The 26,921-nt window shown below is 61.4% G+C and carries 26 protein-coding genes and 1 pseudogene (1 of these 27 running past the window's edge); 19 read left to right on the top strand and 8 right to left on the bottom strand.

Annotation, left to right across the window (positions count from 1 at the left end):
• Together ACMDB8_RS02870 and ACMDB8_RS02865 are read right to left on the bottom strand one after the other, a co-directional pair.
• A protein-coding gene (locus ACMDB8_RS02870) for a CoA-acylating methylmalonate-semialdehyde dehydrogenase (protein WP_409078609.1) crosses the window boundary here: on the bottom strand, nucleotides 1-366 show its beginning. Its footprint begins 1,128 nt before the window's first position; the window shows 366 of its 1,494 coding nt (coding positions 1-366); it begins with the start codon at nucleotides 364-366; its stop codon lies beyond the left edge, outside the window.
• A gap of 74 nt (nucleotides 367-440) precedes the next feature.
• Nucleotides 441-1,790 carry an aspartate aminotransferase family protein gene (locus ACMDB8_RS02865; protein ID WP_056725210.1) on the bottom strand — a complete coding sequence of 450 codons (1,350 nt, stop codon included), beginning with the start codon at nucleotides 1,788-1,790 and terminating at the stop codon, nucleotides 441-443.
• A gap of 139 nt (nucleotides 1,791-1,929) precedes the next feature.
• On the opposite strand from ACMDB8_RS02865, the gene ACMDB8_RS02860 reads away from it, so the two are divergent.
• The 6 genes from ACMDB8_RS02860 to ACMDB8_RS02835 all read left to right on the top strand — a co-directional run bounded on the left by ACMDB8_RS02860 (nucleotide 1,930) and on the right by ACMDB8_RS02835 (nucleotide 8,310).
• Nucleotides 1,930-2,850 (top strand): LysR family transcriptional regulator, encoded by a 921-nt coding sequence (locus ACMDB8_RS02860; protein ID WP_056725212.1) that lies wholly within the window; start codon nucleotides 1,930-1,932, stop codon nucleotides 2,848-2,850.
• Nucleotides 2,851-2,922: 72 nt separating this feature from the next.
• Nucleotides 2,923-3,573, top strand: a complete 651-nt coding sequence (locus ACMDB8_RS02855) for a TetR/AcrR family transcriptional regulator (protein WP_008050321.1) — start codon at nucleotides 2,923-2,925, stop codon at nucleotides 3,571-3,573.
• Nucleotides 3,574-3,579: 6 nt separating this feature from the next.
• Complete coding sequence (locus ACMDB8_RS02850) at nucleotides 3,580-4,161, top strand: IMPACT family protein (protein ID WP_056725214.1); 582 nt, start codon at nucleotides 3,580-3,582, stop codon at nucleotides 4,159-4,161.
• 539 nt (nucleotides 4,162-4,700) lie between these two features.
• Nucleotides 4,701-6,266, top strand: coding sequence for an ABC transporter ATP-binding protein (locus ACMDB8_RS02845; protein ID WP_409078608.1), 1,566 nt, complete (start codon nucleotides 4,701-4,703; stop codon nucleotides 6,264-6,266).
• 11 nt (nucleotides 6,267-6,277) lie between these two features.
• Nucleotides 6,278-7,384 carry an ABC transporter permease gene (locus ACMDB8_RS02840; protein WP_223542139.1) on the top strand — a complete coding sequence of 369 codons (1,107 nt, stop codon included), beginning with the start codon at nucleotides 6,278-6,280 and terminating at the stop codon, nucleotides 7,382-7,384.
• Complete coding sequence (locus tag ACMDB8_RS02835; RefSeq protein WP_056725217.1) at nucleotides 7,384-8,310, top strand: ABC transporter permease; 927 nt, start codon at nucleotides 7,384-7,386, stop codon at nucleotides 8,308-8,310. The genes ACMDB8_RS02840 and ACMDB8_RS02835 overlap by 1 nt, the downstream gene beginning before the upstream one ends.
• Nucleotides 8,311-8,382: 72 nt before the next feature.
• Here ACMDB8_RS02835 and ACMDB8_RS02830 read toward each other — a convergent pair whose 3' ends face one another.
• Nucleotides 8,383-8,817, bottom strand: coding sequence for a hypothetical protein (locus ACMDB8_RS02830; protein ID WP_409078607.1), 435 nt, complete (start codon nucleotides 8,815-8,817; stop codon nucleotides 8,383-8,385).
• An 82-nt stretch (nucleotides 8,818-8,899) separates the two neighbouring features.
• Here ACMDB8_RS02830 and ACMDB8_RS02825 point away from each other — a divergent pair, with 82 nt between their 5' ends.
• The 6 genes from ACMDB8_RS02825 to ACMDB8_RS02800 all read left to right on the top strand — a co-directional run bounded on the left by ACMDB8_RS02825 (nucleotide 8,900) and on the right by ACMDB8_RS02800 (nucleotide 14,977).
• Complete coding sequence (locus tag ACMDB8_RS02825; protein ID WP_056726313.1) at nucleotides 8,900-9,256, top strand: MerR family transcriptional regulator; 357 nt, start codon at nucleotides 8,900-8,902, stop codon at nucleotides 9,254-9,256.
• A 19-nt stretch (nucleotides 9,257-9,275) separates the two neighbouring features.
• Nucleotides 9,276-9,965 (top strand): SDR family oxidoreductase, encoded by a 690-nt coding sequence (locus ACMDB8_RS02820; protein WP_056725219.1) that lies wholly within the window; start codon nucleotides 9,276-9,278, stop codon nucleotides 9,963-9,965.
• Nucleotides 9,966-10,128: 163 nt separating this feature from the next.
• Entirely contained in the window at nucleotides 10,129-11,487 is a 1,359-nt protein-coding gene (locus ACMDB8_RS02815; protein ID WP_008050330.1) for an 8-oxoguanine deaminase, read from the top strand.
• A gap of 245 nt (nucleotides 11,488-11,732) precedes the next feature.
• The gene (locus ACMDB8_RS02810) at nucleotides 11,733-12,815 is read left to right on the top strand and encodes a BMP family ABC transporter substrate-binding protein (RefSeq protein ID WP_056725220.1); all 1,083 of its coding nucleotides are present in this window, start codon (nucleotides 11,733-11,735) and stop codon (nucleotides 12,813-12,815) included.
• A gap of 160 nt (nucleotides 12,816-12,975) precedes the next feature.
• Nucleotides 12,976-13,941: an isopenicillin N synthase family dioxygenase gene (locus ACMDB8_RS02805; RefSeq protein ID WP_056725221.1), complete on the top strand. Its 966-nt coding sequence runs from the start codon at nucleotides 12,976-12,978 to the stop codon at nucleotides 13,939-13,941.
• Between the two features lie 82 nt (nucleotides 13,942-14,023).
• A complete protein-coding gene (locus tag ACMDB8_RS02800; RefSeq protein ID WP_008021924.1) occupies nucleotides 14,024-14,977 on the top strand; it encodes an adenosine deaminase in 954 nt (317 codons plus the stop codon).
• 54 nt (nucleotides 14,978-15,031) lie between these two features.
• On the opposite strand, the gene ACMDB8_RS02795 is transcribed toward ACMDB8_RS02800, so the two are convergent.
• Nucleotides 15,032-15,766 (bottom strand): helix-turn-helix domain-containing protein, encoded by a 735-nt coding sequence (locus ACMDB8_RS02795; protein ID WP_056725222.1) that lies wholly within the window; start codon nucleotides 15,764-15,766, stop codon nucleotides 15,032-15,034.
• A gap of 314 nt (nucleotides 15,767-16,080) precedes the next feature.
• A complete protein-coding gene (locus tag ACMDB8_RS02790) occupies nucleotides 16,081-17,010 on the bottom strand; it encodes a LysR family transcriptional regulator (RefSeq protein ID WP_056725223.1) in 930 nt (309 codons plus the stop codon).
• 124 nt (nucleotides 17,011-17,134) lie between these two features.
• Between ACMDB8_RS02790 and ACMDB8_RS02785 the strand changes: the two genes are divergently transcribed.
• Together ACMDB8_RS02785 and ACMDB8_RS02780 are read left to right on the top strand one after the other, a co-directional pair.
• The gene (locus ACMDB8_RS02785; RefSeq protein ID WP_409078606.1) at nucleotides 17,135-18,148 is read left to right on the top strand and encodes a zinc-binding alcohol dehydrogenase family protein; all 1,014 of its coding nucleotides are present in this window, start codon (nucleotides 17,135-17,137) and stop codon (nucleotides 18,146-18,148) included.
• A gap of 237 nt (nucleotides 18,149-18,385) precedes the next feature.
• On the top strand, nucleotides 18,386-18,559 hold the full coding sequence (locus tag ACMDB8_RS02780; RefSeq protein ID WP_008050343.1) for a hypothetical protein: 174 nt from the start codon (nucleotides 18,386-18,388) through the stop codon (nucleotides 18,557-18,559).
• 8 nt (nucleotides 18,560-18,567) lie between these two features.
• On the opposite strand, the gene ACMDB8_RS02775 is transcribed toward ACMDB8_RS02780, so the two are convergent.
• Together ACMDB8_RS02775 and ACMDB8_RS02770 are read right to left on the bottom strand one after the other, a co-directional pair.
• On the bottom strand, nucleotides 18,568-19,764 hold the full coding sequence (locus tag ACMDB8_RS02775; protein ID WP_223542143.1) for a multidrug effflux MFS transporter: 1,197 nt from the start codon (nucleotides 19,762-19,764) through the stop codon (nucleotides 18,568-18,570).
• A gap of 90 nt (nucleotides 19,765-19,854) precedes the next feature.
• Nucleotides 19,855-20,052 (bottom strand): cation transporter, encoded by a 198-nt coding sequence (locus ACMDB8_RS02770; RefSeq protein WP_046043755.1) that lies wholly within the window; start codon nucleotides 20,050-20,052, stop codon nucleotides 19,855-19,857.
• 148 nt (nucleotides 20,053-20,200) lie between these two features.
• On the opposite strand from ACMDB8_RS02770, the gene ACMDB8_RS02765 reads away from it, so the two are divergent.
• From ACMDB8_RS02765 to cueR, 3 genes are all read left to right on the top strand, one after another.
• Nucleotides 20,201-20,581 (top strand): hypothetical protein, encoded by a 381-nt coding sequence (locus ACMDB8_RS02765; protein ID WP_056725229.1) that lies wholly within the window; start codon nucleotides 20,201-20,203, stop codon nucleotides 20,579-20,581.
• Nucleotides 20,582-20,668: 87 nt separating this feature from the next.
• Nucleotides 20,669-23,062 carry a heavy metal translocating P-type ATPase gene (locus ACMDB8_RS02760; protein ID WP_409078605.1) on the top strand — a complete coding sequence of 798 codons (2,394 nt, stop codon included), beginning with the start codon at nucleotides 20,669-20,671 and terminating at the stop codon, nucleotides 23,060-23,062.
• Nucleotides 23,059-23,457 (top strand): Cu(I)-responsive transcriptional regulator, encoded by a 399-nt coding sequence (cueR, locus tag ACMDB8_RS02755; protein ID WP_056725231.1) that lies wholly within the window; start codon nucleotides 23,059-23,061, stop codon nucleotides 23,455-23,457. The genes ACMDB8_RS02760 and cueR overlap by 4 nt, the downstream gene beginning before the upstream one ends.
• Before the next feature lie 163 nt (nucleotides 23,458-23,620).
• Here the strand turns inward: cueR and ACMDB8_RS02750 are convergent, their stop codons facing one another.
• A complete protein-coding gene (locus tag ACMDB8_RS02750) occupies nucleotides 23,621-24,514 on the bottom strand; it encodes a PA4780 family RIO1-like protein kinase (RefSeq protein ID WP_056725232.1) in 894 nt (297 codons plus the stop codon).
• A gap of 344 nt (nucleotides 24,515-24,858) precedes the next feature.
• Here ACMDB8_RS02750 and ACMDB8_RS02745 point away from each other — a divergent pair.
• Both ACMDB8_RS02745 and ACMDB8_RS02740 read left to right on the top strand, forming a co-directional pair.
• A pseudogene (locus ACMDB8_RS02745) lies at nucleotides 24,859-26,049 on the top strand (cache domain-containing protein); the annotation flags it as partial.
• Between the two features lie 90 nt (nucleotides 26,050-26,139).
• A complete protein-coding gene (locus ACMDB8_RS02740) occupies nucleotides 26,140-26,907 on the top strand; it encodes a methyl-accepting chemotaxis protein (RefSeq protein ID WP_409078614.1) in 768 nt (255 codons plus the stop codon).
• Nucleotides 26,908-26,921 lie beyond the last annotated feature (14 nt).

Raw genomic sequence — 26,921 nt, 5'->3', positions numbered from 1 at the left:
GTACTCGCCCTTGAGGATTTCCGGAGCCGCGCAAGCGAACTCGACGTTCTCGATGCCGCGCTTCAATTCACCGGCAGCATCTTCCAGGGTCTTGCCGTGCTCTTCGCTGATCAATTGCGAGATGCGCGCTTCGTTCTGCTCCAGCAGTTGCTTGAAGCGGAACATCACTTGGGCACGCTTGGCCGGCGGCGTGTTGCGCCAGGCCGGGAATGCAGCCTTGGCCGCGTCGATAGCGCTCTGGATGGTTTCGCGGGTCGCCAGCGGCAGCTTGTGGATAGCCTGGCCGGTAGACGGGTTGAACACATCAACCGCGCGACCGTTCTCGGTCACCAGTTCGCCATTGATCAAATGCGGAATAACGCTCATGGAAGCTCCTGAAAAGTTGTCCACAGGTGCTCGCTTCGGAGCACCTGTTGCTTGTAGGTATATAGAAGGAGAAATCAGTCGATCTTGCTCAGCACTTCGCCGACCGCGTCGAACAGACGATCCAGGTCCTGCGGCTTGCTGTTGAAGGTTGGGCCGAACTGCAGGGTGTCGCCGCCGAAGCGTACGTAGAACCCGGCTTTCCACAGCGCCATGCCGGCTTCGAACGGACGCACGATGGCATCGCCGTCACGAGGGGCGATCTGGATCGCGCCGGCCAGGCCGAAGTTGCGGATGTCGATGATGTTCTTGGTGCCCTTGAGACCGTGCAGCGCGTTTTCGAAATGCGGCGCGACTTCGGCCACGCTCTGCACCAGGTTTTCCTTTTGCAGCAGGTCGAGTGCTGCCAGGCCAGCGGCACAAGCCACCGGGTGCGCGGAATAGGTGTAGCCATGGGGGAATTCAACCGCGTATTCAGGTGTCGGCTGATTCATGAAGGTCTGGTAGATCTCGGAGCTGGCAATCACCGCGCCCATCGGGATCGCACCGTTGGTGACTTGCTTGGCGATGCACATCAGGTCCGGGGTCACACCGAAGGTGGTAGCACCGAACATGGTGCCGGTACGGCCGAAACCGGTGATCACTTCGTCGAACACCAGCAGGATATTGTGCTGGTCGCAGATTTCACGCAGACGCTTGAGGTAACCCTGAGGCGGAACCAGCACGCCAGCGGAACCGGCCAATGGCTCGACGAATACTGCCGCGATGTTCGACGCATCGTGCAGTTCGATCAACTTCAGCAGTTCGTCAGCCAAGGCGATACCACCCTGCTCCGGCATGCCACGGGAGTAAGCGTTGCTTGCCAGCAAAGTGTGCGGCAGGTGATCGACGTCCATCATCGCCTGACCGAACAGCTTGCGGTTGCCGTTTACGCCACCGAGGCTGGTGCCGGCGATGTTCACACCGTGGTAACCACGGGCACGGCCGATCATTTTGGTCTTGGTCGACTGGCCCTTCAGGCGCCAGTAGGCACGGACCATCTTCACGGCAGTGTCAGCACACTCAGAGCCCGAGTCGGTGAAGAACACGTGGTTCAGGTTGCCCGGGGTCAGGTCGGTGATTTTTTCAGCCAGCTGGAAGGACAGCGGATGACCGTACTGGAAGGCTGGCGAGTAATCGAGGGTGCCCAGCTGCTTGGCGACCGCTTCCTGGATTTCCTTGCGGGTGTGCCCGGCGCCACAGGTCCACAGACCGGACAGCGAGTCATATACCTTGCGGCCCTTATCGTCGATCAGCCAGCTGCCTTCGGCGCCAACGATCAGCCGTGGATCGCGCTGGAAGTTGCGGTTGGCGGTGTAAGGCATCCAGTGAGCATCGAGCTTGAGCTGGCTGGCCAGGGAAGTCGGGGCGTTTTCAGGCAAGTTCATGGGCAAAACCTCGCAAGGCAATAAGCGGCGTAATGATTGAAAACCGTTGTTGCAGCTAAATTGCCACGGAGATAAAGTCTGTGAAATGCAACTCTTCTAATGTTCAGTCAGCCCATTACTAAACTTTTGAGTAACCCGCATGAGCTCTCGTCGTCCCGATCCGCTGGCCCAGGTCAGCGACTTTGATATTCGCCTGCTGAGGATTTTCCGCAGCGTGGTGGAATGCGGCGGCTTCTCTGCGGCGGAAACCGTACTGGGCATCGGGCGCTCGGCGATCAGCCAGCAGATGAGCGATCTGGAGCAGCGCCTCGGTCTGCGCCTGTGCCAACGGGGACGTGCCGGGTTTTCCCTGACCGAAGAAGGCCGCGAGGTCTATCAATCGGCGTTGCAGCTGTTAAGTGCACTGGAAAGCTTCCGCACCGAGGTCAATGGCCTGCACCAGCACTTGCGCGGCGAATTGATCATCGGCTTGACGGACAACCTGGTCACCCTGCCCCACATGCGCATCACCCATGCCCTTGCGCAATTGAAAGAACGCGGCCCGGACGTGCAGATCCAGATCCGCATGATCGCGCCCAATGAAGTCGAACAAGGCGTGCTCGACGGTCGCCTGCACGTCGGCGTGGTACCGCAGGCCAGCGCACTGTCGGGGCTGGAGTATCAACCGCTGTATAGCGAGCGGTCGCTGTTGTACTGCGCAGTCGGGCACCCGCTGTTTTATGTCGACGACAAGCAGCTGGACGACGAACGCCTGAACAGTCAGGACGCCATCGCACCCACCTTCCGTTTGCCGGCGGAAATCCAGGCTCACTACCAGGCGCTCAACTGCACCGCCAGCGCCTCGGACCGCGAAGGCATGGCGTTCCTGATCCTGACCGGGCGCTACATCGGTTACCTGCCGGATCACTACGCGAGTCTTTGGGTGCAGCAAGGCCGGTTGCGCGCATTGAAAGCCAAAACGCGTTTCTATGATCTCAGCCTTGCATCGGTCACCCGCAAGGGTCGTCGCCCACATCTTGTGCTGGAAAGCTTTCTGGAGAGTCTGGCGGCGACGCGCTGAAAGACTTGTCTGTAGCCTGCCGGTACGCTATCAACGCACTGGCCGCACCCACTCATCTTCTCGGAAGTGCCTATGACCTTTGAAGTCCCTGCCCACGGCGCAAAACCCGTCAGCCGCATTCGTCAGAAAAACGAAGAGACCATCATCAAAGCCGCCGAAGACGAGTTCGCCCGTCACGGGTACAAAGGCACGAGCATGAACACCATCGCCCAGAATGCCGGGCTGCCCAAGGCGAACCTGCATTACTACTTCACCAACAAGCTTGGTTTGTACGTGGCGGTGCTGAGCAACATCATCGAGCTGTGGGACAGTACCTTCAACACCCTCACCGCCGAGGACGATCCGAGCGAAGCCTTGACCCGCTACATCCGCGCGAAAATGGAGTTCTCCCGACGCCAGCCGCAAGCCTCGCGAATTTTTGCCATGGAGGTCATCAGCGGCGGCGAGTGCCTGACCGAGTACTTTAACCAGGATTATCGCGCCTGGTTCCAGGGGCGTGCGGGCGTATTCCAGGCGTGGATCGACGCCGGTAAAATGGACCCGGTCGATCCGGTGCACCTGATCTTCCTGTTGTGGGGCAGCACCCAGCACTACGCCGACTTCGCCACGCAGATCTGCCGCGTCACCGGGCGCACCAGGTTGACCAAGCAAGACATGGAAGACGCCGGGGATAACCTGATCCGCATCATTCTCAAGGGCTGCGGCCTGAAACCTGCCATCTAAGCACTTATGCCATTTACCCTCAGCGGTTTTTGCGAATACCGCGAAGAGATTCGCAAGAGCCGCTTCATGACCTTCGCCGCGCCGATCTCCAGCCCGGCCGAGGCCCAGGCGTTCATTGAACAGCACAGCGACTTGAATGCCTCGCACAACTGCTGGGCCTGGAAACTCGGCGATCAGTATCGCAGCACCGATGATGGCGAGCCCGGCGGTACGGCAGGCCGGCCGATTCTGGCAGCGATCGAGGCACAGGATTGCGATCAGGTCGCGGTGCTGGTGATTCGCTGGTATGGCGGCATCCAACTGGGCACCGGGGGGCTCGCCCGAGCCTATGGCGGGGGTGCAAACAAATGCCTGCAAGCTGCGCCGAAGATCGAGCTGATCAGCCGGGTTCCGCTGCGTTGCGCGTGCGGATTTGCCGAGCTGGCCCTGGTCAAGCTGCGGGTGGCAGAGGCAGGTGGATTGGTTGTGGATGAGAGCTTCACCGCCAATGGTGTCGAGTTGCTGTTGGCCGTGGGCGATGCGCAGATCGACACCTTGCAGTCACAACTGGCCGATTTGAGTCGCGGGCGCATTCTGTTACAGCGCTGAATCACAGGCTGCGATCTTTTGGGGCACGCCGGCTTTTCACTTATTCCATATTTGCCCACATCTGCTGTGCACCCGGCTGTGGATAACCTGAGCACATACCGCTGTAACCCTTCTGTCATGCGGCTTTGCGGACTTTGCTCAATTTTCGTCCAATCTGCCATCAAGCACATCAAATTCAAATAAAAACAAACAGTTACAACGGTTTATCGCCTTTAGAAGAAAGCCACTCAGTGCTTATGCCCGTGCTCTGAGCTTGCACACAAATACTGTGGAGCAATCTGTGGATAACCCGTTCATGGCCGTCTCGGCGCCCTGCACGGTATGGCTTGTGGTTGATTGCTCATTTTTTGAGCAAAAGCACGCGAGCAAAATAGGGGCTTGATTTGCGCCATTGCCCCCATGTGGTGCCGGACTCTGCGTAGCGCATCCGAAAGCTGCGTACTCAACGCCTCTACTCGCAGGGCTTCGAGGTTTTCCTGACCTAATGGCCAGAAAATTGCTTTATCCACAGGCACAAGTCCAACAGCACTGAGCCTGTCATGCCCAATCACGCTCCAATCCCCGATACGGTTCCGCGCCTGCAACTGCGCAGAATCAGCAAACGCTACCCCGGTTGCCTGGCCAACGATGCCATCGACCTGACCATTGCCCCTGGCGAGATCCATGCCCTGCTCGGGGAAAACGGCGCGGGAAAAAGCACGCTGATGAAGATCATCTACGGCGTCACCCACGCCGATTCCGGCGAAGTGATCTGGCAAGGTCAGCGGGTGAGCCTGCGCAACCCGGCCCAGGCCCGGGGTTTGGGAATCGGCATGGTGTTCCAGCATTTCTCGCTGTTCGAGACCCTGAGCGTGGCGCAGAACATCGCCCTGGCCATGGGCGCGGCGGCAGGCACGCCCAGACAGCTTGAGCCGAAGATTCGCGAAGTGTCCCGGCGCTATGGCATGGCGCTGGAACCGGAGCGACTTGTCCACAGCCTGTCGATCGGTGAACGGCAACGGGTGGAAATCATTCGCTGCCTGATGCAGGACATCCGTCTGTTGATTCTCGATGAACCGACTTCAGTGCTGACCCCGCAGGAGGCCGATGACTTGTTCGTTACCCTGCGCCGGCTCGCCGCCGAAGGCTGCAGCATTTTGTTCATCAGCCACAAGCTCGGGGAAGTGCGCGCGTTGTGCCACAGTGCAACGGTTTTACGAGGCGGTCGGGTGGCCGGGCATTGCGTGCCGGCCGAGTGTTCGGATCAGCAACTGGCGCGCTTGATGGTCGGTGAAGCCGCGGAGTTGATCGCTGACTATCCGAAGGTTACCGGAGGTGATGCGTTCCTTGATGTCCGTGGCTTGTCCTGGCACAACCCGGACCCGTTCGGCTGCTCGCTTGCCAACATCGACCTTGAAGTGCGCCGCGGTGAAATTGTCGGCATCGCCGGTGTCGCCGGCAATGGCCAGGATGAGTTGCTGGCCTTGCTCAGCGGCGAAGAACTGTTGCCCCGCAACGCCAGCGCAACGATAAGTTTTGGCCGGGAGCCAGTCGCCCATTTGCGTCCCGATGCTCGCCGCCAACTCGGCCTGGCGTTCGTCCCCGCCGAACGCCAGGGTCATGGTGCGGTGCCGGAGCTGAGCCTGGCGGACAACGCGCTGCTGACCGCTTTCCAGCAAGGATTGGTGAGCAACGGCCTGATCCGGCGCGGCAAAGTCGAAGCACTGGCCGAGGAAATCATCCGCCGTTTCGGGGTCAAGACACCCGATAGCCAGGCGCCGGCCCGCAGCCTGTCCGGGGGCAATTTGCAGAAATTCATCCTTGGCCGGGAAATCCTTCAGCGTCCGAAACTGCTGGTCGCCGCACACCCGACCTGGGGCGTGGACGTCGGCGCCGCCGCCACCATTCACCGCGCCTTGATTGCCTTGCGCGATGCCGGCGCGGCGATCCTGGTGATCTCCGAAGACCTCGACGAACTGTTCCAGATCAGCGACCGCCTTGGCGCCCTGTGCGGCGGTCGACTGTCGGCGCTCCACGCTACCGTCGATACCCGCCTGAGCGATGTCGGCGGCTGGATGGCCGGCCAGTTCGGTGCCCCTCAATCACTCGCATCCGCCACGCGTTAACGGAGTGTCACATGCTGCTTTCTCTTGAACCCCGCGGCCAGCAATCGCGCCTGATGCTGTGGTGCTCGCCGTTGCTGGCGGCTGCACTGACCCTGGGCTGTGGATCCTTATTGTTTATCGCGCTCGGGCACGACCCGCTGTTGACCTTGCACACCTTGCTGATTGCACCGGTCAGCGACCTGTATGGCGTATCTGAACTGCTGGTCAAAGCCCTGCCGATTCTGCTCTGCGCATTGGGCCTGGCCGTCGCCTATCAGGCGCGCATCTGGAACATCGGTGCCGAAGGTCAACTGCTGCTCGGTGCGTTGGCCGGCAGTGCGCTGGCAGTGAACATCGTCGACATGCAAAGTCGCTGGGCGCTGGTGCTGATCTTGCTCACCGGCACCTTGGCCGGAGCTGCGTGGGCCGGGCTGACGGCGTGGTTGCGCACGCGCTTCAACGCCAATGAGATCCTCACCAGCATCATGCTCAATTACATCGCCCTGAACCTTTTGTTGTATTGCGTGCACGGGCCACTGAAAGATCCGGAAGGTTTCAATTTTCCGCAATCGGCGATGTTCGGCGACGCCAGCCGCTTGCCGCTGCTGATGGAAAATGGCCGGGTCCACGCCGGGGTTTACTTCGCCCTGCTCGTGTTGGTGACCGTGTGGGTGTTGTTGCAAAAAAGCTTTGTCGGTTTCCAGATCAAGGTGCTCGGGCTGGACAAGCGGGCCGCCGGTTTCGTCGGCTTTCGCCAGAAGCGTCTGATCTGGCTCGCTCTGTTGATCAGCGGCGGCCTGGCGGGGCTTGCCGGTGTTTGCGAAGTTACCGGCCCCATCGGCCAACTGGTGCCGCAGGTCTCGCCGGGCTACGGCTATGCGGCGATCACCGTGGCATTTCTCGGCCGTCTGAATCCTGTCGGCATATTGTTTTCCAGCCTGTTGATGGCGCTGCTGTACATCGGCGGCGAAAGCGCGCAAATGAGCCTGAACCTGCCGCAAGCGATCACCCAATTGTTCCAGGGCATGATGCTGTTTTTCCTGCTGGCCAGTGATGTGCTGATCCTCTACCGACCGCGCTTGAACCTGCGCTGGACCCGCCGCGCACAAACCACCGCCGTACAAGCAGGAGCGCTGTGATGGATATCGATCTGCTGAGCAATATTTTCTACGCCATGGTCCGCTGCGGTACGCCGTTGCTGCTGGTGGCGCTGGGGGAACTGATCTGCGAGAAAAGCGGCGTCCTCAACCTCGGCCAGGAAGGCATGATGCTGTTTGGCGCGGTGATCGGTTTCATCGTCGCGTTCAACACCGGCCACCTGTGGCTCGGCGTGTTGCTGGCGATGCTCGCCGGGATGCTGTTGTCATCGCTGTTTGCCCTGGTGGCGCTGGTGTTCAACGCCAATCAGGTGGCCACCGGCCTGGCCCTGACGATTTTCGGCGTGGGCCTGTCGACCTTCGTCGGCTCAGCGTGGGTCGGCAAACCGCTGGCGGGGTTCGAGCCGATGGCGATTCCCTACCTGAGTGAAATCCCGCTGATCGGGCGGATGCTGTTTGCCCAGGACCTGTTGGTGTATCTGTCGTTCGCGCTGTTTGCGCTGGTGGCCTGGGTGATTCTGAAAAGCCGCGCCGGGCTGATCATCCAGGCGGTCGGGGAAAACCCGGATGCGGCCAGCGCCATGGGCTTGCCGGTGCTGGCTGTGCGCACGCTGGCGGTGTTGTTCGGCGGTGCGATGGCTGGGTTGGCCGGGGCATATCTGTCCCTGGCTTACACACCAATGTGGGCGGAGAACATGAGCGCCGGGCGTGGCTGGATTGCCCTGGCGCTGGTGGTGTTCGCCAGTTGGCGGGTGTGGCGCCTGCTGCTCGGCGCCTACCTGTTCGGGCTCGCCAGCATCCTGCACCTGGTGGCGCAGGGATTGGGACTGGCGATTGCGTCCAGTCTGCTGGCGATGCTGCCGTATGTCGCGACCATTGTGGTGCTGGTGCTGCTGTCACGGGATGCGCTGCGCACACGGTTGTATGCGCCAGTGTCATTGGGGCAGCCGTGGCAGGCTGGGCATTAGTGGTTGTCTGGTCTGGCCTCTTCGCGAGCAAGCTCGCTCCCACAGGGATCGCTGGCATGGCAACAATTCAGATCACACAGCAGAACCTTGTGGGAGCGAGCTTGCTCGCGATGGCGTCCGCACTGGCAACACCTGAGCAATGCCCCATGCCAATTCAAACACCAGAAAAACCACCAGCAGCGAACTCGCGCCCTGGATCAGGGCATAACCCTGCCAGGTCGAGAACAGAAACCTGGCCACGGCGTCATAGCGCCCATAAACCTGCTGCGGATCACGAATCCGCAGCACCGCCCATACGCAGACAATCGACCCCAGCAGATTCGCCATCAGCATGTGCACCGGTTCGAACGGTGGCAGCTCACCGGGCAAACTCAGCGCCTGGCTCACCCCCGTCAAAAGACCATGCAACGCAGCAAAACTCCACGGCGTGACGAACGCGACCGTCACGATCAGGTCATACCAGGCACTGCCTTGCACCAACCGGCGATATTGCGTTGTAGTCCACATCGACATTGCTCCATCAATCCAGGGAGCAACAAGGCTAAAGCCTGGAGTATGCTCCAGGGTCAAGCCCCCTCGAGACGTCATGATGCGCATCGGTGAATTAGCCCAGGCCAGCGCCGTCAGCCGCGACACGCTGCGCTTCTACGAGCAGCGCGGATTGATTGCGGCACAACGCAGCGCCAACGGGTATCGCGACTATCCGCCAGACGTGGTGCAACTGGTGCAATACATCAAGACCGCTCAACGACTGGGCTTTACCCTCGGCGAGATCGGCAACAGCGTCGCTACAATCTGGCAATCGCCCGATCCGGACACCGCCGTCACGCAGCTGCTGCAAGACAAACTCAAACTGATCGAAACCCGCATGGCCGAACTCGGCGCGCTGCGCGAAGAGTTGCAACAACGGCTCGGGCAACAGTGTCCATTGAATCCACAATCCTGACCTTTCAAGGAAGCCACTCATGTCCAAGGCAAAAACCGCACTCATCATTGGCGCCTCCCGGGGGCTTGGCCTCGGGCTGGTGAAAACCCTGCTGGCCGATGGCTGGCAAGTCACCGCCACCGTGCGCGACCCGCAAAAAGCCGAAGCCTTGCAGGCCCTGGGCGATGTGCGGATCGAAAAGCTCGACATGGACGATCAGCAGGCGGTGTCCGCCCTGAGCCAACAACTCAAGGGGGATGTGTTTGACCTGTTGTTCGTCAATGCCGGGGTCAAGGGGCCGGATGTCCAGACGCCGAACGGCGGCGCGACAATGGCCGAAGTCGGCCAGCTGTTTTTCACCAACGCCGTGGCGCCAATCAACCTGGCCCAGCGTTTTGTCGACCGGATCCGCCCGGATACCGGCGTGCTGGCGTTCATGAGTTCGGTGCTGGGCAGCGTGACCATGCCCGATGCGCCGGAACTGGCCCTGTACAAGGCCAGCAAGGCGGCGCTGAATTCCATGACCAACAGCTTCGTCACTCAGTTGGGCGAAACCGGGCTCACCGTGCTGTCGCTGCACCCGGGCTGGGTGAAAACCGACATGGGGGGTGAAGGCGCGGACATTGACGTGGAAACCAGCACCCGTGGCCTGGTCGATCAGGTGAATGCGTATGTCGGCAAGGGCGGGCATCACTTCATCAATTACCGGGGCGAAACCATTCCCTGGTAATCACCGCCGCCCACAGGGGGGTGTTGTCCTGTCGGGTTGGGCTTGCCCGCCAGAGCGTTTTGATCGACACTTCGCACCTCGCCTCCCCGGCGAACCTGGATCAGCAGACAGGGCAACACTGAGCTGGCAACCCTGAACCCAACTTTCAGAGGAGCCGGCCAACATGCCTGCGACCCGTACCTGGTTAAAGAATCCCCTCGCCATTTTCACCTCCAACGGTCTCGATGCCCGTGGTGGCCTGGTGCTGCAAGACGGTTTGATCGTCGAAGTACTCGGCGCCGGTCAACAACCGTCCGCCCCGTGCAATGAAGTGTTCGATGCCCGCGAACATGTGATCCTGCCGGGCCTGATCAACACCCATCACCACTTCTATCAAACCCTGACCCGCGCCTGGGCGCCGGTGGTCAATCAGCCGCTGTTCCCGTGGCTGAAAACCCTGTACCCGGTCTGGGCACGCCTGACCCCGGAAAAACTCGCCCTCGCCACCAAGGTCGCGTTGGCTGAATTACTGCTGTCCGGTTGCACCACCGCCGCCGACCACCACTACCTGTTCCCGGAAGGTCTGGAAAACGCGATCGACGTGCAAGTCGAAAGCGTTCGCGAGCTGGGCATGCGCGCCATGCTCACCCGCGGTTCCATGAGCCTCGGCGAAAAGGACGGTGGCTTGCCGCCGCAACAGACCGTGCAGGAAGGCGAAGTGATCCTCGCCGATAGCCAGCGCCTGATCGCCGAGTACCACGAACGCGGTGACGGCGCGCAAATCCAGATCGCCCTGGCACCGTGCTCGCCGTTCTCGGTGACGCCGGAAATCATGTCGGCCAGCGCCGAACTGGCGAACAAACTCGACGTGCGCCTGCACACCCACCTGGCAGAAACCCTCGACGAAGAGGATTTCTGCCTGCAACGCTTCGGCCTGCGCACCGTGGACTATCTGGACAGTGTCGGCTGGCTCGGCCCGCGCACCTGGCTGGCCCATGGCATCCATTTCAACCCGGACGAAATCGCCCGCCTCGGCGCCGCCGGCACCGGCATTTGCCATTGCCCGAGTTCGAACATGCGCCTGGCTTCGGGCATCTGCCCGAGCATCGAATTGACCGATGCCGGTGCCTTGCTTGGTTTGGGCGTGGACGGTTCGGCGTCCAACGATGCCTCGAACATGATGCTCGAAGCGCGCCAGGCCCTGTACATCCAGCGCCTGCGCTACGGCGCCGAGAAGATCACCCCGGAGCGCGTGCTGGGCTGGGCGACCAAGGGTTCGGCAAGCCTGCTGGGCCGTACCGATATCGGCGAATTGGCGGTGGGCAAGCAGGCCGACCTGGCGATGTTCAAGCTCGATGAACTGCGCTTCTCCGGCAGTCATGATCCGGTCTCGGCGCTGCTGTTGTGTGGTGCTGATCGCGCGGATCGAGTGATGGTCGGCGGCAAGTGGCGGGTGATCGATGGGCAGGTCGAAGGGCTGGATCTGAAAGGCTTGATTGCTGACCACAGCCAGGCGGCTCGACAGTTGATTGCAGGGACCTGACAAACACCGAGTAAAACATGTGGGAGCGGGCTTGCTCCCACATTGGTTTTGTGGATTGGCGCACCAGTGGATGGCAACCGTGCAAGGACATGCACTGTTATCGGACTTCAAGGACCTGTCGCGAGCCTGCTCGCGATAGCATCACCGCGGATTCATGTTTTGTTGTCTTGTTGGTCAGCAATTTGCATTGCCCTGTGCAAGCCAGAGAGCCCAGCCAACCTCACAACAAAATGGAGTTCCAATTCATGCACAACCGTCCGTTGAAGAAGCTGCTTTGCGCCGTTGCGGCAGCCATCGGTTTGAGCGCCAGCCTGACCGCCGCAGCCGCCGATCCGCTGAAAGTCGGCTTCGTCTATATCGGTCCGATCGGTGACCACGGCTGGACGTATCAGCATGAACAGGGGCGCAAGGAACTCGCGGAAAAACTCGGCTCGCAGATCACCACCAACTACGTGGAAAACGTCGCCGAAGGCGCCGACGCCGAGCGAGTGATCCGCAACATGGCCAAGGACAAATACGACCTGATCTTCACCACCTCCTTCGGCTACATGAACCCGACCGTGAAAGTCGCCAAACAGTTTCCCAAGGTGACCTTCGAACACGCCACCGGCTACAAGCAGGACAAGAACCTCGGCACTTACCTGGCGCGGACATACGAGGGCCGCTACGTCGGTGGCTTCCTCGCGGCGAAGATGACCAAGACCAAAAAAATCGGCTACGTCGCCTCGTTCCCGATCCCGGAAGTGATCCGCGACATCAATGCCATCCAACTGGCCCTGAACAAGTACAACCCCGGCACCGAGATCAAGGTGGTGTGGGTCAACTCGTGGTTCGATCCGGGAAAGGAAGCGGACGCCGCCAACGCGCTGATCGACCAGGGCGTGGACGTGGTGTTCCAGCACACCGACAGCCCCGCGCCGATCCAGGCCGCCGAACGTCGCGGCGTGTATGCCGTGGGCTACGCTTCGGACATGGCGCACTTCGGGCCGAAAGCGGTGCTGACCTCCATCGTCAACGACTGGGGCCCGCACTACGTCCAGGCAACCCAAAGCGTGATCGACCATGACTGGAAACCCCAGGACTATTGGGGCGGTTTGAAGGAAGGCACCGTTGAGCTGCCGATCAGCGACCTGGTGCCTGCGTCGGTGAAGAGCGAAGCCGAGCAGCTCATTGCCGACATCAAGAGCGGTGCGCTGCAACTGTTCACCGGGCCGATCAAGGATCAGGCCGGGGTCGAGAAAATCCCGGCGGGCGCGAGCGCGACCACGGCGGAACTGGCGTCGATGAATTACTACGTGGAAGGCATGAAGGCCGAGATTCCGAAGTAAGTTCTCAGCCACAGCACAACTCCCCTGTGGGAGCGGCGGTGCGGCGATCCGACTTGCTCGCGAAGGCGTCATCACAGTCGATATAGATGTCGCCTGATACACCGCTTTCGCGAGCAAGCCCGCTCCCACATTGGATCTTCAGCGTTCTTAAGGACTGCGCATGAACCAACTCCCCATCATCGACATTACCCCGCTCTACAGCGACGACCCATCCGCCTGGCCAGCCGTGGCCGGGCAAATCGACCTCGCCTGCCGCGAGTGGGGATTTTTCTACATCAAGGGCCACCCGATCAGCACTGCGCGAATCGACGAACTGCTTGACCATACCAAGCGCTTCTTCGCCCAACCCACCGCCGAAAAGCTCAAGATCGACATCACCCAGACCCGTCACCATCGCGGTTACGGCGCCATTGCCACCGAGCAATTGGACCCAAGCAAGCCCAGCGACCTCAAGGAAACCTTCGACATGGGCCTGCACCTGCCGGCCGGGCACCCTGACGTACTGGCGGAAAAACCCTTGCGCGGGCCCAATCGCCATCCGTCCATCCCCGGCTGGGAAGCGTTGATGGAACAGCACTACATCGACATGCAAGCCCTGGCGCAAACACTGTTGCGGGCCATGACCATCGCGCTGGGGATTGAGCGCGATTTCTTCGACACACGTTTCAATGACCCGGTCAGCGTACTGCGGATGATTCATTACCCGCCGCGCCACACCGCCAGTTCCGAAGAGCAGCAAGGTGCCGGGGCGCACACCGACTACGGTTGTATCACCCTGCTCTATCAGGACGCCGCCGGTGGCTTGCAGGTCCGCAACGTCAAAGGCGAATGGATCGACGCACCGCCGATCGAAGGTACGTTCGTGGTCAACCTCGGCGACATGATGGCGCGCTGGAGCAACGACCGTTACCTGTCGACGCCGCACCGGGTGATCAGCCCCCTCGGCGTGGATCGTTACTCGATGCCGTTTTTCGCCGAACCGCACCCGGACACCCGCATCGACTGCCTGCCCGGCTGTCAGGACGCATTGCACCCGGCGAAATATCCGGCCACCACCTGCGCCGAGTTCCTGCTCTCGCGCTTCGCCGATACTTACGCTTATCGACGGGAACTGGAAACGATGTGATGAACCGCCTGGTCAGGTTTTACCAATTGTTGCGGCAACCCTCTGTAGAATGGCGACCATTGCACCTGATGAGAAAAGAATTATGTACGACTGGCTGAACGCCCTGCCCAAGGCAGAATTGCACCTGCACCTGGAAGGCTCGCTGGAGCCCGAGCTGTTGTTTGCCCTGGCCGAGCGCAACAAGATTGCCTTGCCATGGAACGACGTCGAAACCTTGCGCAAGGCGTATGCCTTCAACAACCTGCAGGAGTTCCTCGACCTGTATTACCGGGGTGCCGATGTGCTGCGCACGTCCCAGGACTTCTATGACCTGACCTGGGCGTACCTGCTGCGCTGCAAGGAACAGAACGTGATTCACACCGAACCGTTCTTCGACCCGCAGACCCATACCGACCGTGGCATCCCGTTCGAGGTGGTGCTCAACGGCATCGCCGCCGCGCTCAAGGACGGTGAGCAGCAACTGGGCATCACCAGTGGCTTGATCCTGAGCTTCCTGCGCCATCTGAGCGAAGACGAAGCACAGAAAACCCTCGACCAGGCGCTGCCGTTCCGCGATGCGTTCGTCGCCGTGGGCCTGGACAGCTCCGAGATGGGCCACCCGCCAAGCAAGTTCCAGCGCGTGTTCGACCGTGCCCGTCACGAAGGCTTCCTGACCGTCGCCCACGCCGGTGAAGAAGGCCCGCCCGAGTACATCTGGGAAGCCATCGACCTGCTGAAAATCCAGCGAATCGACCATGGCGTGCGCGCTATCGAAGACGAACGCCTGATGCAGCGAATCATCGACGAGCAGATCCCGCTGACCGTGTGCCCGTTGTCGAACACCAAGCTTTGCGTGTTCGATCACATGTCACAGCACAACATCCTCGACATGCTGGAACGCGGCGTGAAAGTGACCGTGAACTCCGATGACCCGGCGTACTTCGGTGGCTATGTCACCGAGAACTTCCATGCACTGCACACCCATCTGGGCATGACCCAGGATCAGGCCAGGCGCCTGGCGCAGAACAGCCTCGATGCGCGGTTGGTGAAACCGTAAGGTTCGGCGCCAATGCCCCGTGGGAGTGAGTACATTCGCTCCCGCAACGGTGCACTAAAGCGCCATCTCCAACTCGGTTTCCCGGGCAAAGCGACAGATCTCGCGTTGCCCGGAAGCCGTCACCTGCAAGGCTCGGGAATCGTTGGGCAGGCTCAACCACCCCGACTGCATGAACAACTGCAACAATGCCGCGCCCAGCGAGCCACCCAAGTGCGGACGTCTTTCGCTCCAGTCAGGGCACGCGCAGGCAACCCTGCCGTTGTGATGGGTCAGCGCCTGGATGAACACTCCCCGTGCCGCCAATTCCGTCGCGCCCTTGAGGGTGACCGTGACCCGCTGATCGAAGTGCTCGATCCAGCCAGCCTCCAGCAGTCGCTGATACAGATCGGCGGACAGGGTGCCTCCCATGTGATCGTCACACAGTCGGGCACTCAACAATGGCGAACGCACCGCCCGGGGTTTGACCAGAGGCGCATTGCGCTTGAATACGTCCGGAATATCCTGGGGGGCGCTGGCGAAGGTCGCGCTGGCCAGTGCTTCGATTGCCGCCCCGACCTCGGGAGCGGCCAGGCGGAAGAAGCGTTTGCGGCCGCGGTTTTCAACCTTCAGCAGACCTCCGGCCGACAAACGCCCCAAATGTGCACTGGCCGACGACGATGACAGACCGGCCAGCAATGCCAACTCTTCGGTTGTTCGCGCCGAACCATCCATCAAGGCCCACATCATTGCGCTGCGCTTTGGGTCAGCCAGCAACGTGGCGATCTGGCTGATGCAAGGTGCATGTTCCATGTATTCACTCCCTGTTGAATCGTTTCGTCTACTGCCCAGAGAAATCTTGACCAGTAATGTGTCGTCGGCCAATCCGTGGAAACTGCCATAAGCCCGGCAACGCCTTGCTCACTCATTTGCGCTGCCTGGTCGATGCTGCGTAGGCCAGAAGGATGACGTTCAGCCGGGCCGACTCGAACGTGGACCCGCCATTGGGGATCGACGCTACTGACATGATGAGGGCGCTAGTATATGCGGGTTGGTCGGCGGATCCTTTCCTCCGCCCGGCGTAGGTGGTGATCGTTCCTGAGGGAAATTTCTCTTTTTTCGTGCGACTAATGATCGATATCCGATAAGCCCGGAAATTGACTACTCAAAAGGGCGCATCGTCCGGCAAGCATTTCACGCAACAGGTTCACCGGCTTACTCAACTGTGCGCGATGGGCGCACAACAGATTCAACGGTGCGCGCTCACAGAGCAGTTCCGGCATCAGCACCTTCAAGCGGCCGGCCAGTACATCGGCGGCCACATCGAGCCAGGACTTGTAAGCGATCCCGGCACCTGCCACGGCCCAAAGGCGCACGACATCGGCATCGTCACTGAAACGATCGCCGCTGACGGTCAGGCTGACTTCGCGCTTGCCGTCGTGAAAACTCCAGTGATCGTGGACCCGGCTGCCGAGCATGTACAACAGGCAATTGTGCTGTGCCAGTTGCTCCAGATGCCGCGGCTCGCCATGCCGGGCCAGATAGCCGGGAGCGGCGCACAACACCCGGCGGTTCTGCGGGGCGATGGGCAGCGCCACCAGGCTGGAGTCCTCTGGTTCTCCGTAACGCAGGGCAATGTCTACCGGTTGGCGGAACAGGTCGGCGATGCGGTCCCCCAGCAGCAGGCGCACGGTGAGTTTCGGATGCTCGCGTTGAAACTCGTCGAGCCAGGGCAGCAGCAGGTTGCGGCCAAAGTCCGATGGCGCCGACAGTTGCAGCACCCCGCTGACCTGGTCCTGACCACTGGCCAGCAATCGCCGGCCCTCGTCGAGATTGCTCAGGGCCGCGCGGGCGTATTCGAGAAAGCCCTCGCCTTCGGCGGTCAGGCGCAGGCTGCGGGTCGAGCGGGCCAACAATCGGGCGCCGAGTTGTTGTTCGATGCGCTTGAGCGCCGCGCTGGCCACCGCCGCCGACATGTCCATGCCCCGCGCAGCGGCGGACAGACTGCCCAGGTCCGCCGCCCGGACAAACAACTGCAAGTCATCGAAACGCAGCATCAGAGCTCCGATTATCAAAAAAATATTGAAAGAGACTGCTCTTTTAGCCGGTTTTATCTTCAGTAGAAATAGCCAATCATCTGCCCCATCGAATCTCTTCTTTATCAGTGTTCCGGAGCCGCCCATGAAAGCCATTGCCTACTACGCCTCGTTGCCGATCAGTGACGACCAGGCGCTGCAAGACATCGAACTGCCGGAGCCGGTCGCCGGCCCCCGCGACTTGCTGGTGGAAGTCAAGGCCATCTCGGTCAACCCGGTGGACACCAAGGTGCGCCAGAACGTCCAGCCTGAGGGCGGCGCGGCCAAGGTGCTGGGTTGGGACGTGGCCGGTGTGGTCAAGGCCGTGGGCAGTGAAGTGACGCTGTTCAAGATCGGCGACAAGGTGTTCTACGCCGGCTCCATCGCCCGTGCGGGCGGCAACAGCGAGTTGCATGTGGTGGACGAGCGCATCGTCGGCCACATGCCGAAGACCCTCGGATTCGCCGAAGCCGCTGCCCTGCCGCTCACCGCGATCACTGCCTGGGAACTGTTGTTCGAGCGCTTGCAGGTAGCCGAAGGCAAAACCGATGAAGGCCAGAGCCTGTTGATCGTCGGCGCGGCGGGTGGCGTGGGCTCGATTCTTACGCAACTGGCTCACCAACTGACGGCCCTGAAAGTCATCGGCAGCGCTTCGCGTGCGCAAACCCAAAGCTGGGTAAAAGAGCTGGGCGCCGACCTGGTGATCGACCACAGCCAGCCACTGAGCGAAGCACTCAAGCACGCCGGTGTGGATCAGGTCACCCACGTCGCCAGCCTGACGCAAACCGACCAGCACCTGGACCAACTGATCGAGGCTCTGGTACCCCAAGGCAAACTGGCGCTGATCGATGATCCCAAGTCGCTGGACGTGACCAAGCTCAAGCGCAAGAGCCTGTCACTGCACTGGGAGTTCATGTACACCCGTTCGCTGTTTGAAACCGCGGACATGATCGAGCAGCACAACCTGCTCAATCGCGTCGCCGGGTTGATCGATGCCGGGACATTGAAAACCACGGTTGGCGAACACTTCGGGACGATCAACGCGGCCAATCTGCGCCGGGCCCATGCCCTGCTGGAAAGCGGCAAGGCCAAGGGCAAGATTGTGCTGGAAGGATTCTGAAGCGCAGAAAAAAACCACCGCTGATTTCATCGCTTTCCGCTGTTTTCCGCCTGCGACCGGGCAATCCCGGTCGCAGGCAGCCTCTGTGGCCCCCTCGAAAAAGCCGCGTTTTTTTTAGTTACAAACCGTCAGTCAGACAGTTGATCCTTGTCACAATGGTGACCGTATACGGGACTACAATCGAATCTCCTGCGAGGCATTCTTTTACGAGACATCTTTTGCGAGAGGAGTTCGGCTATGAAGATCCTGATAAAAGAACTGGCAAAATCCCAATGGCAAGTTCGCTTAGACCAACATGCTGTGACGTTCCGCAGCGAAGCAGAAGCGCGCGCTTTCACGCGCACCCTTGAAGCCCGCATCCAGGCCCCTCACCAGATTCCCGTCCTCCTTGCGCAGCGTGCAGCCGGCTGACTCCGGCCTCAAACCTGGGCTTGCGCCAACGCCCGGGCATTTTGCAAACGCCGGGTGAGCACCGCTGCGCTCACCACTAGAATTCCACACAGGCTGATGACCATGGCCATGGGCACGGCGCTGCCGTCGTGCAGCACGCCCACCAGTGCGGAGGCGCCGGCAGCCACGCTGAATTGCAGGCAACCGAGCAGCGCCGACGCGCTGCCGGCCCGTGCGCCCTGCCCGTTCATCGCACAGGCCGAGGCGTTGGGCAGGATGCAGCCGAGGCTGGCAATGCAGACGAACAACGGGAGCAACACCGGCCACAGTTGAGCGGTGTGCAGGGAGCTGATCGCGAACAGCGTCAGTCCGGCCGCCAGGTAAACCCACACGGCGCGCGCCAGCAAAAACGCCGGACCACGTTTGGCCAGCAAGCGGGCGTTGACCTGCGCCACCAGAATGAAGCCCGCCGCATTGATGCCGAACAGCCAGCCGAAATGTTCCGCCGGGACGCCATAGAGTTTGATGAACACGAACGGTGAACCGGCGATGTAGGCAAACATCCCGGCGATGGCGATGCCCCCGGTCAGGGCATGGCCAAGAAATATCGGGTCAGCCAACAACCGGCCGTACTGACGCAGCGCACCCGACAACGGTTGACGCGGCATGTGGGCCGGCATGCTTTCCGGCAATCCCGTCGCAACCGCCAGCCCCGCCAGCGCACTGAAACCGGTCAAGGCCAGGAAGATCGACTGCCAGCCTGTGGTGTTGACCAGCAACCCACCCAGCAATGGCGCGAGGATGGGGGCAAGCCCCATCACCAGCATCAGCTGCGAAAAGACTTTCGCCGACCCTACCGCATCACACTTGTCGCTGACCACCGCCCGGGATATCACCATCCCCGCGCAGCCGCCCAACGCCTGGATGAAACGCGCGCCGATCAGCCATTCCAGGCTTGGTGCATAGGCACACGCCACGGATGCAGCGGTGAACAGGCCGACACCGATGAGCAACGGAATGCGTCGCCCGAAACGATCCGCCACCGGGCCATAGGCCAACTGACCGATGGACAAGCCGAGGAAGTACACCGCCAACGTCATCTGAACGTGATTTTCGTCCGTCCCGAAAGCCTGGGCCATGGCCGGGAAGGCCGGAAGGTAGAAATCGATCGCCAGCGGACCGAAAGCGCTCAAGGCGCCGAGAATCAGAATGGTACGAAAGTTCATCAGGCATCCAGTGGGGCAGAAGTCGGCAGCCCGACAGTCTAGCCGCGCATGGACGCCTTGAACATTCCGGTAGCTCGCTAACTATCAAATTCAGGCCAGTTTGACGCCGTAACCCTCTTCACTGATCGCCTCGATCACCTGTTCGGCGGTCAGCGCACTTTCGACACCGACCTCCCTGGCCGCCAGATCGACCCGCACACTGGCCGCAGGGTCTTTAGCCTGGACTGCCTGGGTAATGGCCTTGACGCAGTGACCACAAGACATGCCTTCAACGTTGAACACTTGCATGGGATGACTCCTTTTCCGAGGGTTGAGCCCAGTTTCGAGCTTGCCACCATGGCAAGGTCAAGTTCTGAAGTTAGCTGCCGGGCTGGCAATCGGCGCGACGCTCGGCCAAGCTGCGTCCATCAATGACTCGAACTCAGGAGATTCAGCCATGCGCTGGTCAGTTTTCAGCCTGTTTGGCTTTCTCAGCCTTTTCGCCGCCGTGCCTTCGGTCAATGCCGCTCAGGATTATGGCGTGCTGATCATTTCCCGCGAGCGCCTGGAAGTCGCGACCAGCTGCGAGATCGGTGTGTACATCCAGGATCAACTGGCGGCACGACTGTTTCAGGAACAGAGCACCTCGTTCAACCTGCCGCCGGGCATCGTCTCGCTGCGCCTCAAGTTGCTTCCGGGTCAGATGCCGGGTTGCAATCCGGGCATGCTCGCTCCGGGCTCACAGGATATCCAGCTCAAGGCCGGGGATGTGCTCAAGTACCGGATCGCGATGACGCAGGAAGGGATGTACCTCAAGCGCACCGGTCTCGGCTACTGAGCGGCGGCTTGATCTGAATCATGGCACTTGACCTTGCCAGCATGGCAAGGTTGATCCTGTGGTCATCTACTACAGGGAGTGCGACCGATGTCCGAATCCACCACGTTCGACCTGCCGATTGCCGGCATGACCTGCGCCAGCTGCGCCGGGCGGGTCGAGCGCGCCTTGAGCAAAGTCATTGGCGCCAGTGCCGTCAGCGTCAACCTCGCCACTGAGCAGGCGCGGGTCCAGGCACCCAGCGACAGCTTGCCGGCCCTGATGGATGCCGTGGCCAAGGCCGGCTACAGCGTGCCGCAACAGAGCCTGGAACTGAGCATCGACGGCATGACCTGCGCGTCCTGCGTCGGTCGGGTCGAACGTGCGCTGGGCAAGGTGGCCGGTGTGAAAAGCGTCAGCGTCAACCTGGCCAACGAACGCGCCCACCTTGAACTGCTCGGCCAGGTCGATCCGCAGACCTTGATCGCCGCTGTGACAAAGGCTGGCTACAGCGCCAGCATCTGGGAAGCCGAACACCCGCCAACCGACAATCAGCAACAGCGCCTGCACCGCGAACGCCTGGCCTTGATCATCGCCTTTGCCCTCGCCTTGCCACTGGTATTGCCGATGCTGCTGCAGCCATTCGGTGTGCACTGGATGCTCCCGGCCTGGGCGCAATTCGCCTTGGCCACGCCGGTGCAATTTATCTTCGGTGCGCGGTTCTACGTCGCCGCCTGGAAAGCCGTGCGTGCCGGAGCCGGCAACATGGACCTGCTGGTGGCCCTGGGTACCAGCGCCGGTTATGGCTTGAGCCTGTACGAATGGGCCACCGCCGCCGGGCGCATGCCGCATCTTTATTTCGAAGCCTCGGCGGTGGTGATTGCCCTGGTGCTGCTGGGCAAGTACCTGGAAAGCCGCGCCAAGCGCCAGACCGCCAGCGCCATCCGAGCCCTCGAAGCCTTGCGCCCGGAACGGGCGATCCGGGTGACCGATGGCCACGAGCAAGACGTCGCCATCAGCGCCCTGCGCCTCAATGACCTGGTGATGGTCAAACCCGGCGAACGCTTCCCGGTGGACGGCGAAGTGGTTGAAGGCCAGAGCCACGCCGATGAGGCCCTGATCAGCGGCGAGAGCCTGCCGGTGCCCAAGCAGCCCGGCGACAAAGTCACCGGTGGCGCGATCAACGGTGAAGGCCGGTTGCTGGTGCGCACCCAGGCCCTCGGTGCGGAAACCGTACTGGCGCGGATCATCCGTCTGGTGGAAGACGCCCAGGCCGCAAAAGCGCCGATCCAGAAACTGGTGGATAAAGTCAGCCAGGTATTCGTGCCCACCGTGCTGCTGATTGCCCTGGCCACCCTGATCGGCTGGTGGCTGTACGGCGCGCCGATGGAGACCGCGCTGATCAATGCCGTGGCGGTGCTGGTGATCGCCTGCCCGTGCGCCCTGGGCCTGGCCACGCCGACGGCGATCATGGCGGGAACCGGTGTAGCGGCGCGCCACGGGATTCTGATCAAAGATGCCGAAGCACTGGAGCGTGCCCATGAAGTCAGCGCGGTGGTGTTCGACAAGACCGGCACCCTGACCTCCGGCGCCCCGCGCATTGCTCATCTGAGTGCCATCGACGGGAATGAGGCGAGCCTGCTGCAATTGGCCGGCGCCCTGCAACGCGGCAGTGAGCACCCGCTGGCCAAGGCTGTTCTGGATGCCTGTGCCGAGCGTGGATTGAAGGTGGCCGATGTCAGCGACAGCCAGTCCCTGACCGGTCGTGGTATCGCCGGCAACCTCGATGGGCGTCGCCTGGCGCTGGGCAATCGGCGCCTGCTGGAAGACAGCGGCTTGCATGCAGGGCCATTGGCTGATTCGGCGACCGCGTGGGAAAGCGAAGGCCGGACCTTGTCCTGGCTGATCGAACAATCCCCCGAACCACAGGTGCTGGGCCTGTTCGCCTTCGGTGACACCCTCAAGCCCGGCGCGCTGCAAGCGGTGCAACAACTGAACGCACGGAACATCAGCAGCCACCTGCTGACCGGCGACAATCGAGGCAGCGCCAAGGCGGTCGCCGAGGCGCTGGGCATCCAGGATGTGCATGCCGAAGTGCTGCCGGCAGACAAAGCCGCCACAGTCGCCGCACTGAAACAAACCGGCGTGGTGGCAATGGTCGGCGACGGCATCAACGACGCCCCGGCACTGGCCGCGGCCGACATCGGCATCGCCATGGGGGGTGGCACCGACGTCGCCATGCACGCGGCCGGCATCACCCTGATGCGCGGCGATCCGCGACTGGTGCCGGCCGCATTGGAGATCAGCCGCAAGACCTACGCCAAGATCCGGCAGAACCTGTTCTGGGCCTTCGTCTATAACCTGATCGGCATTCCGCTGGCGGCGTTCGGCTTCCTCAATCCAGTGCTGGCCGGTGCGGCCATGGCGTTGTCGAGCGTCAGCGTGGTGAGCAATGCGCTACTGTTGAAAACCTGGAAACCCAAGGACCTGGAGGACAACCGATGAACATCGGCCAAGCGGCCCGCCTCAGCGGCCTGAGTGCAAAGATGATCCGTTATTACGAATCCATCGGCCTGCTCAAGGCAGCCCATCGCACCGACAGCGGCTACCGGGTATACGGCGATGACGACCTGCACACCCTGGCGTTCATCAAGCGCTCGCGGGACCTGGGGTTTTCCCTTGAAGAAGTCGGCAAGTTGCTGACCCTCTGGCAAGACCGCCAGCGCGCCAGCGCCGATGTGAAAGCGTTGGCCCGCCAGCACATCGACGAGTTGAACCAGAAGATCCGCGAGTTGGGCCAGTTGCGCGACACCTTGCAGGACCTGGTCGAGCACTGCCATGGCGATCATCGGCCGGATTGCCCGATTCTGAAGAATCTGGAGTCGGGGTGTTGCCCCTGAAATAGGCCTATAGGTAGGAGCTGCCGAAGGCTGCGATCTTTTGATCTTAAAAAATCTGGATCAAAAGATCGCCCGAGCGCGGACCGAGCCTTCGGCAGCTCCTACAAGGGATTGCCAGTTGGGCACAAAAAACCCGGCCGAAGCCGGGTTTTTCTTTAACCGATCACTGCATCCATGGCGGAGGCGGTTCTTCGGTCTTGCCCGGCGGAGCATCGTCCGCCGCGCGTACGGCTTGCTTGCGCTCTTCATCCAGGCGCGCGGCCTCGATCTCGCGCATGATGCCGCCCACGTCGGCCAGCTCTTGCGTTTCGGCGAACTCGCCGGTCAGGACACTGGCCGGGTGCAAGGTGCCGGCCTCGTACAAGGCCCACATTTCCTTGGCGTACCTGGTCTTCTTCAACTCCGGCGCAAACCGCCCGAAGTAGGACGCCATGTTGCCCACATCCCGCTCCAGCATGCTGAACGCGTGGTTGTTGCCCGCCGCGTCAACCGCCTGCGGCAGGTCGATGATCACCGGGCCAGTCGGCGTCAGCAGCACGTTGAACTCGGACAGGTCGCCGTGCACCAGACCGGTACACAGCATCAGCACGATCTGGGAAATCAGATACGCGTGATATTCGCGGGCCTGATCCGGCTCCAGCACCACATCGTTCAGACGCGGCGCGGCATCACCATACTCGTCGGCCACCAGCTCCATGAGCAGCACGCCTTCGAGAAAGTCGAACGGCTTGGGCACCCGCACACCGGCATTGGCCAGACGGAACAGCGCCGCCACTTCGGCGTTCTGCCAGGCGTCCTCGGTTTCCTTGCGGCCAAACTTGGAGCCCTTGGCCATCGCACGGGCCTGACGGCTGTTGCGCACCTTGCGGCCTTCCTGGTACTCGGCCGCCTGACGGAAACTACGTTTATTCGCCTCCTTGTAGACCTTCGCGCAACGCAACTCGTTGCCGCAGCGCACCACATAAACAGCTGCTTCTTTACCACTCATGAGTGGGCGCAGCACCTCGTCGACCAGACCGTCCTCGATCAGGGGTTCAATGCGTTTTGGAGTCTTCATCAGCTTTTATTGTGGGTCCTTTATTACCAAACACGCGAAAGTCATTCGTTATACGGCAATCCACTCACGGGGGGGAGGGGTTGCCGACTTATGAACATTGCAGATGCACACAATGTACCGATTTCATCAGGTAAAACCGACGACCGCCATGGGTCGTTCCAGATCATAGCCGAGCCTGCGTCACTTGTTGTGCAGGGGCATTGAGGGCAATTGCGACAGAAGCTGACAACACAACTCATGCCTTCCGTAGGATTTTTCCCAACAGACCTCAATTTCCTCCGACAACGGCCGAAGCCCTAAGTGACAAAGTGATTTGTCCGACAATCGCTCCCCCAACAATAGCGATGCCGCACTCAAGGATCCGGGTTGACCAAGAACGTTTACGGCTGCCAATAAACCGCGAGTCATCTGCACTGCGTGGGCCGACAAGAAAATCTGGAGCGCGGATGAACATCAAACAGAAGTTGACCTGGGCGTTTGCAATCATCGCCTGCCTGCCCGTGGTGCTGGTCGCCACCCTCGTTGTGCTGAACCTGCGCAGTGATGCCAGGGACGAATTCGTCGACGGCAGTGCCCGCGAGATTCGTCAGGTCAGCAACGCCATGCAATTGTTCTTTGACGGCATCAGCCAGAACGTCGATTACCTGGCCAAGCAACCGCTGATCCGCAACTCCGACGACAGCCTCAAGACTTACATGGCCGCCAACGCCGAGAGCGTCCCCCAGGGCGAGGCGGACAAAAAAGTCTTCGCCCTGCTCCAGGACCTGGGCAACAGCCACCCGGCCTATGCCTATGCCATCCTCGGCACCGCGGCGGGCGGCTATGTGTCGTGGCCGGATGATCCGAAGCTCAATAACTACGACCCGCGCCAGCGCCCCTGGTACAAGGCCGCCCAGGCCAAACCGGGCAAGCCGTTCCGCACCGAGGCTTACTACTGGGCCCAGGACGACGCGACCTACGTCAGCACCGTGCGCACCATCGACAACAAACTGGGCACCAACGGTGGCGTGGTCAGCATCGACGTGACGCTCAAGCAGCTCACCGAAATCGTCAAGCAGATCAAGCTCGGTGAAACCGGCTACCTGATGCTGCTGGAAAACACCGGCATGGTCCTGGTGGACCCGAAACAACCGGAACACAACTTCAAACCGCTGAACAGCCTTGGCGACGGCTACGCGCAACTGGCCAAGGCCGGCAAGGGCCTGGTGGAAGTGGAGCTGAACGGCGAGCACTACATGGCCAACGTCTGGCCATCGGAGCAACTGGGCTGGACCTTCATCGGCCTGATCAAACAGGACGACGTGATGAGCTCCGCGACCCAGTTGACCTGGTTGATCGCCATCATCGCCGCCGTCCTGGCTGTCATCTTCGCCGTCGTCGGCGCCAGTTTCGCCAGCCTCATCGTGCGCCCGATCCGCAGCGTGGCCAGCGGCCTGGAAGGCATCGCCCAGGGCGAAGGCGACCTGACCCAGAACCTGCAAATCCGTGGCAACGATGAAACCGCGCAACTGGCCAACTGGTTCAACCAGTTCCTGACCGCGATTCGCAACCTGATCCAGAACATCGGCGGCGCGGCGGGCAAGATCCTCGCCACGTCCAAGAGTTCGACCCAGGTCTCCAGCGACATGGCCGAAGCCGCCGGACGCCAGCGTGAAGCGGTGGACATGGTCTCCACGGCGTTCCACGAAATGGTCGCCACCGCCAACGAAGTCGCGCGCTCTTGCAGCCAGGCCGCGGAGTCTGCCGACAGTGGCCAGCGCCAGGCGCGCGAAGGTCAGCAGCAGATCGACGCGGCGGTGAACAGCGTGGATCGCCTGAGCCAGGAAATCGAACAGTCGGCCCAGTCGATGCAACAGCTCGAACGCGACAGCAACGACATTCAGTCGATCCTGGGGACCATCCGCTCGATCGCCGAACAGACCAACCTGCTGGCGCTGAACGCCGCGATCGAAGCGGCCCGTGCCGGTGAACAGGGACGCGGCTTTGCCGTGGTGGCCGACGAAGTGCGGGCCTTGGCCAAGCGCACCGCCGACTCCACGGCGGAAATCGACGGACTGCTGGGCAATCTGGCCAAACGCACCAGCCAGGTGGCCCATCAGATGCACGCCAGCCTGGAAGTGTCCCAGCAATCGGTGACCCGCATCGGCGAGGCACGCAACAGCTTCGGACAGATCCGCGAGTCGGTGGACGTGATCCGCGACATGAACACCCAGATCGCCACGGCGGCGGAACAACAGCATCAAGTGGCCGAAGACATCAACCGGCACATCAGCCAGATCCATGGCGATGCGCAATTGGTGGCGGAACTGGCCAACTCGGCGCGCCTGGACTCCCAGAGCCTGGCCGGGTTGTCCAGTGAGCTGGACGGGTTGGTGCGCAGGTTCCGGACCTAATTAGTCGCCATACC

Source organism: Pseudomonas monachiensis (genome assembly GCF_047345015.1).
In the GTDB taxonomy this organism is placed as follows: Bacteria; Pseudomonadota; Gammaproteobacteria; order Pseudomonadales; family Pseudomonadaceae; genus Aquipseudomonas; species Aquipseudomonas monachiensis.
This window is presented reverse-complemented; position numbering and strand designations above follow the sequence as displayed.

Excerpts from the sequence above, each read along its gene's own strand:
- ACMDB8_RS02865 (WP_056725210.1), bottom strand. The coding sequence starts at position 1,790 with ATGAACTTGCCTGAAAACGCCCCGACTTCCCTGGCCAGCCAGCTCAAG.
- ACMDB8_RS02860 (WP_056725212.1), top strand. The coding sequence starts at position 1,930 with ATGAGCTCTCGTCGTCCCGATCCGCTGGCCCAGGTCAGCGACTTTGAT.
- ACMDB8_RS02855 (WP_008050321.1), top strand. The coding sequence starts at position 2,923 with ATGACCTTTGAAGTCCCTGCCCACGGCGCAAAACCCGTCAGCCGCATT.
- ACMDB8_RS02850 (WP_056725214.1), top strand. The coding sequence starts at position 3,580 with ATGCCATTTACCCTCAGCGGTTTTTGCGAATACCGCGAAGAGATTCGC.
- ACMDB8_RS02845 (WP_409078608.1), top strand. The coding sequence starts at position 4,701 with ATGCCCAATCACGCTCCAATCCCCGATACGGTTCCGCGCCTGCAACTG.
- ACMDB8_RS02840 (WP_223542139.1), top strand. The coding sequence starts at position 6,278 with ATGCTGCTTTCTCTTGAACCCCGCGGCCAGCAATCGCGCCTGATGCTG.
- ACMDB8_RS02835 (WP_056725217.1), top strand. The coding sequence starts at position 7,384 with ATGGATATCGATCTGCTGAGCAATATTTTCTACGCCATGGTCCGCTGC.
- ACMDB8_RS02830 (WP_409078607.1), bottom strand. The coding sequence starts at position 8,817 with ATGTGGACTACAACGCAATATCGCCGGTTGGTGCAAGGCAGTGCCTGG.
- ACMDB8_RS02825 (WP_056726313.1), top strand. The coding sequence starts at position 8,900 with ATGCGCATCGGTGAATTAGCCCAGGCCAGCGCCGTCAGCCGCGACACG.
- ACMDB8_RS02820 (WP_056725219.1), top strand. The coding sequence starts at position 9,276 with ATGTCCAAGGCAAAAACCGCACTCATCATTGGCGCCTCCCGGGGGCTT.
- ACMDB8_RS02815 (WP_008050330.1), top strand. The coding sequence starts at position 10,129 with ATGCCTGCGACCCGTACCTGGTTAAAGAATCCCCTCGCCATTTTCACC.
- ACMDB8_RS02810 (WP_056725220.1), top strand. The coding sequence starts at position 11,733 with ATGCACAACCGTCCGTTGAAGAAGCTGCTTTGCGCCGTTGCGGCAGCC.
- ACMDB8_RS02805 (WP_056725221.1), top strand. The coding sequence starts at position 12,976 with ATGAACCAACTCCCCATCATCGACATTACCCCGCTCTACAGCGACGAC.
- ACMDB8_RS02800 (WP_008021924.1), top strand. The coding sequence starts at position 14,024 with ATGTACGACTGGCTGAACGCCCTGCCCAAGGCAGAATTGCACCTGCAC.
- ACMDB8_RS02795 (WP_056725222.1), bottom strand. The coding sequence starts at position 15,766 with ATGGAACATGCACCTTGCATCAGCCAGATCGCCACGTTGCTGGCTGAC.
- ACMDB8_RS02790 (WP_056725223.1), bottom strand. The coding sequence starts at position 17,010 with ATGCTGCGTTTCGATGACTTGCAGTTGTTTGTCCGGGCGGCGGACCTG.
- ACMDB8_RS02785 (WP_409078606.1), top strand. The coding sequence starts at position 17,135 with ATGAAAGCCATTGCCTACTACGCCTCGTTGCCGATCAGTGACGACCAG.
- ACMDB8_RS02780 (WP_008050343.1), top strand. The coding sequence starts at position 18,386 with ATGAAGATCCTGATAAAAGAACTGGCAAAATCCCAATGGCAAGTTCGC.
- ACMDB8_RS02775 (WP_223542143.1), bottom strand. The coding sequence starts at position 19,764 with ATGAACTTTCGTACCATTCTGATTCTCGGCGCCTTGAGCGCTTTCGGT.
- ACMDB8_RS02770 (WP_046043755.1), bottom strand. The coding sequence starts at position 20,052 with ATGCAAGTGTTCAACGTTGAAGGCATGTCTTGTGGTCACTGCGTCAAG.
- ACMDB8_RS02765 (WP_056725229.1), top strand. The coding sequence starts at position 20,201 with ATGCGCTGGTCAGTTTTCAGCCTGTTTGGCTTTCTCAGCCTTTTCGCC.
- ACMDB8_RS02760 (WP_409078605.1), top strand. The coding sequence starts at position 20,669 with ATGTCCGAATCCACCACGTTCGACCTGCCGATTGCCGGCATGACCTGC.
- cueR (WP_056725231.1), top strand. The coding sequence starts at position 23,059 with ATGAACATCGGCCAAGCGGCCCGCCTCAGCGGCCTGAGTGCAAAGATG.
- ACMDB8_RS02750 (WP_056725232.1), bottom strand. The coding sequence starts at position 24,514 with ATGAAGACTCCAAAACGCATTGAACCCCTGATCGAGGACGGTCTGGTC.
- ACMDB8_RS02740 (WP_409078614.1), top strand. The coding sequence starts at position 26,140 with ATGGCCGAAGCCGCCGGACGCCAGCGTGAAGCGGTGGACATGGTCTCC.